Genomic DNA, 2195 nt, shown 5'->3' with positions numbered 1-2195 from the left:
CCCGCGACCCGCTCGGCGGCGGCGACGGCCGCGCCCCGGTGGCGGGTGGCGGGCAGGGTGAGGTCGTCGCGCAGGGTCTCGTCGCAGCCGATCAGGCCGAACCCGTCGCTGATCCGGGTCGCCGAGACGGCCAGCGCCCGRCAGAGATCGCCCGTGAGCCGCGCCCGGTCGGCCGTGCCGCGGAAGCCCATCGAGGCCGAGAGGTCGACCAGGACCCAGGTCTCGACGGCGGTCCGCGCCTCGAAGCGGCGGACATGCACGCCCTCGAACGGATCGCGCAGCGTCGCGCGCAGGTCGATGCGGCGCGCATCCGGCAGCTGCAGGAACGACACCTGATCGCGGAGCGGGCCGGAGCCGCCGGCATCGCGCCCCCGGTGGAGGCCGGCCCGGCTGCCGCGCGGCCGCCAGCGCGGCAGGTAGACGATGTCGGCCATGCGCGGGTCGCTCACGGCGCCGGCACCGTCTCGAACGCGGCCCGGCACAGGGCGGGCACGATCGCGCCGCGCTGCAATTCGTGGACGGGTTCGAGGAAGACGCGGTGGGCCATCACGGCGGTGAAGACCGCCCGCACATCCTCGGGCGCCAGCCAGTCGCGGCCCTCCAGCCACGCCCGCACCCGGGCGGCGCKCACCAGGAAGGMGACGCCGCGCGGCGAGGCGCCGCCCTGCACGAGGGTGGCGGTGTCGACGCCCGGGAGCCGGATCCCGGCCTCCGCGGGGCGGACCAGCGCGTCCCAGAGGGCCACCACGTAGGCCTCGATCGACGGCTCCGCGCGGACGGCGTGCTGGATCGCGGCCGCGATGCCGCCGATCCGGGCCTGGTCGAGCACGCCCTCGGCGACCGCGCCGACGAGAGCGTCCGTGTCGTGGAAGCGCGGGTCGAAGACCAGGCTCCGGCGCACCGCCGCGTCCCGGGGCGCCTCCAGCCCGATCTCCATCAGGAAGCGGTCGCGGGCCGCGGCCGGCAGCTCGAACGTCTCCTCGCGCTCGACGCGGTTGCGGTCGGCGAAGACCTGCAGGTTCGGGAACGTGTAGGTTCGGCCGAAGGCCTGGACGCTGCGCTCGGCCATCAGCCGGAGCAGCAGGGCGTGGACCTGCGGCCGCGCCCGGTTGATCTCGTTGAAGAAGAACACCGAGAGATCCTCGGCCCGCGCCAGGACCGGGCCGGGATCGACCCGCGGCCGGCCGTCGGGGCCGAGATAGGTGTGGTAGATCAGGTCGGTCGGCATCATGTCGACCGTGCCCTCGACGCGCTCGTAGGCGCCGCCCAGCGCCCGGGCCACCGCCCGCAGCAGGGTGGTCTTGCCGACGCCGACATCGCCCTCGAGCATCACGTGGCCGCGGGCGAAGACCGCGATCGTCACGAGGCGGATCGCCCGCTCCTGCCCGACCACCGCCTTGGCGACCTCCGCCTCGAAACGGGCCGCCGCCGCCCGCCAGTCGGTGAGCATCGTGTCTCCGGGACGGAGGGTGTTCATGAAACGGTGCCTGCGGTGTCGGGCTGGGCGCCGGGTATCGGTGCGGCGTGTCGGTGCGGTGCGGCGCGCGGTACCGACCGTCCCGGGGCCGGGCCTCGGGACGGTCGGCCGCGCTCGGTTTGCCGCGATCAATTCGAGGACATCTTGGCGACGTCGTACTCGAACTTGCCGGTCTTCTTGGCGTTCTCGATCCGCTTCCTGTTGCGCTCCTCCATCTGCTTGATGGAGTCGGCCTGCTTGCCGACCTCCTTCGGGTCGTGCTTGGGATCGTACTTGGACCCGGCGACCTTCTCGGGGAAGCCGGGCTTCGGCTGCCAGCAATTGCCCGGCGCCTTGCAGGTCTGCCCGTCATAGGCCAGCGCCGGCACCGCGAAGGCCGCCCCCGCGATCAGCATCGCCGCCGTGATCACTGTGCGCATCGTTGATTCCTCCGTCTCTTCCTGGGGCGGCCGGTCGGGCCGCCGGTTCGCCCCGTCTCCCGCGGGGCGCGACTTGCCGAGAACGCCTAGGAGCCCGTCCGAGTAACGAGTTCACGAGGTGGGATGAGCGTCGAAGTCTGGGCAGACGTGTGCGTCGGCTTTGGGCTCAGTGCCCGGCCTTCGCCAATTTGAGGAGGTTGTGGGCGGTGCAGATCAGCGCCCATTCGCCCCGGACCTGATCGAGGCCGCGGAGTAAGAACTGTCGGAAGCCCCGGGCCTGCTTGATCTGCCCGAATACC

Annotated in this window: 4 protein-coding genes; all 4 read right to left on the bottom strand. The window is 72.8% G+C overall.

Translation table 11 applies throughout. The features are described from left to right. Positions 1-434 (bottom strand): DUF58 domain-containing protein (locus AC1DXK_RS30855; protein WP_477299699.1); only part of this gene is annotated, 434 nt, incomplete at its 3' end. An 11-nt stretch (positions 435-445) separates the two neighbouring features. Further along, the gene (locus tag AC1DXK_RS30850) at positions 446-1477 is read right to left on the bottom strand and encodes an AAA family ATPase (protein ID WP_477299697.1); all 1032 of its coding nucleotides are present in this window, start codon (positions 1475-1477) and stop codon (positions 446-448) included. Positions 1478-1605: 128 nt separating this feature from the next. Then, positions 1606-1896, bottom strand: a complete 291-nt coding sequence (locus AC1DXK_RS30845; RefSeq protein WP_457108839.1) for a methanol dehydrogenase [cytochrome c] subunit — start codon at positions 1894-1896, stop codon at positions 1606-1608. 166 nt (positions 1897-2062) lie between these two features. After that, positions 2063-2195 (bottom strand): transposase (locus tag AC1DXK_RS30840; protein ID WP_477299698.1); only part of this gene is annotated, 133 nt, incomplete at its 5' end.

The organism is Methylobacterium sp. P3_A11 (assembly GCF_056403155.1).
This window is presented reverse-complemented; position numbering and strand designations above follow the sequence as displayed.

What these genes read in the sequence shown, in the direction of transcription:
- AC1DXK_RS30845 (WP_457108839.1), bottom strand. Translation starts at nt 1,896, where the DNA reads ATGCGCACAGTGATCACGGCGGCGATGCTGATCGCGGGGGCGGCCTTC.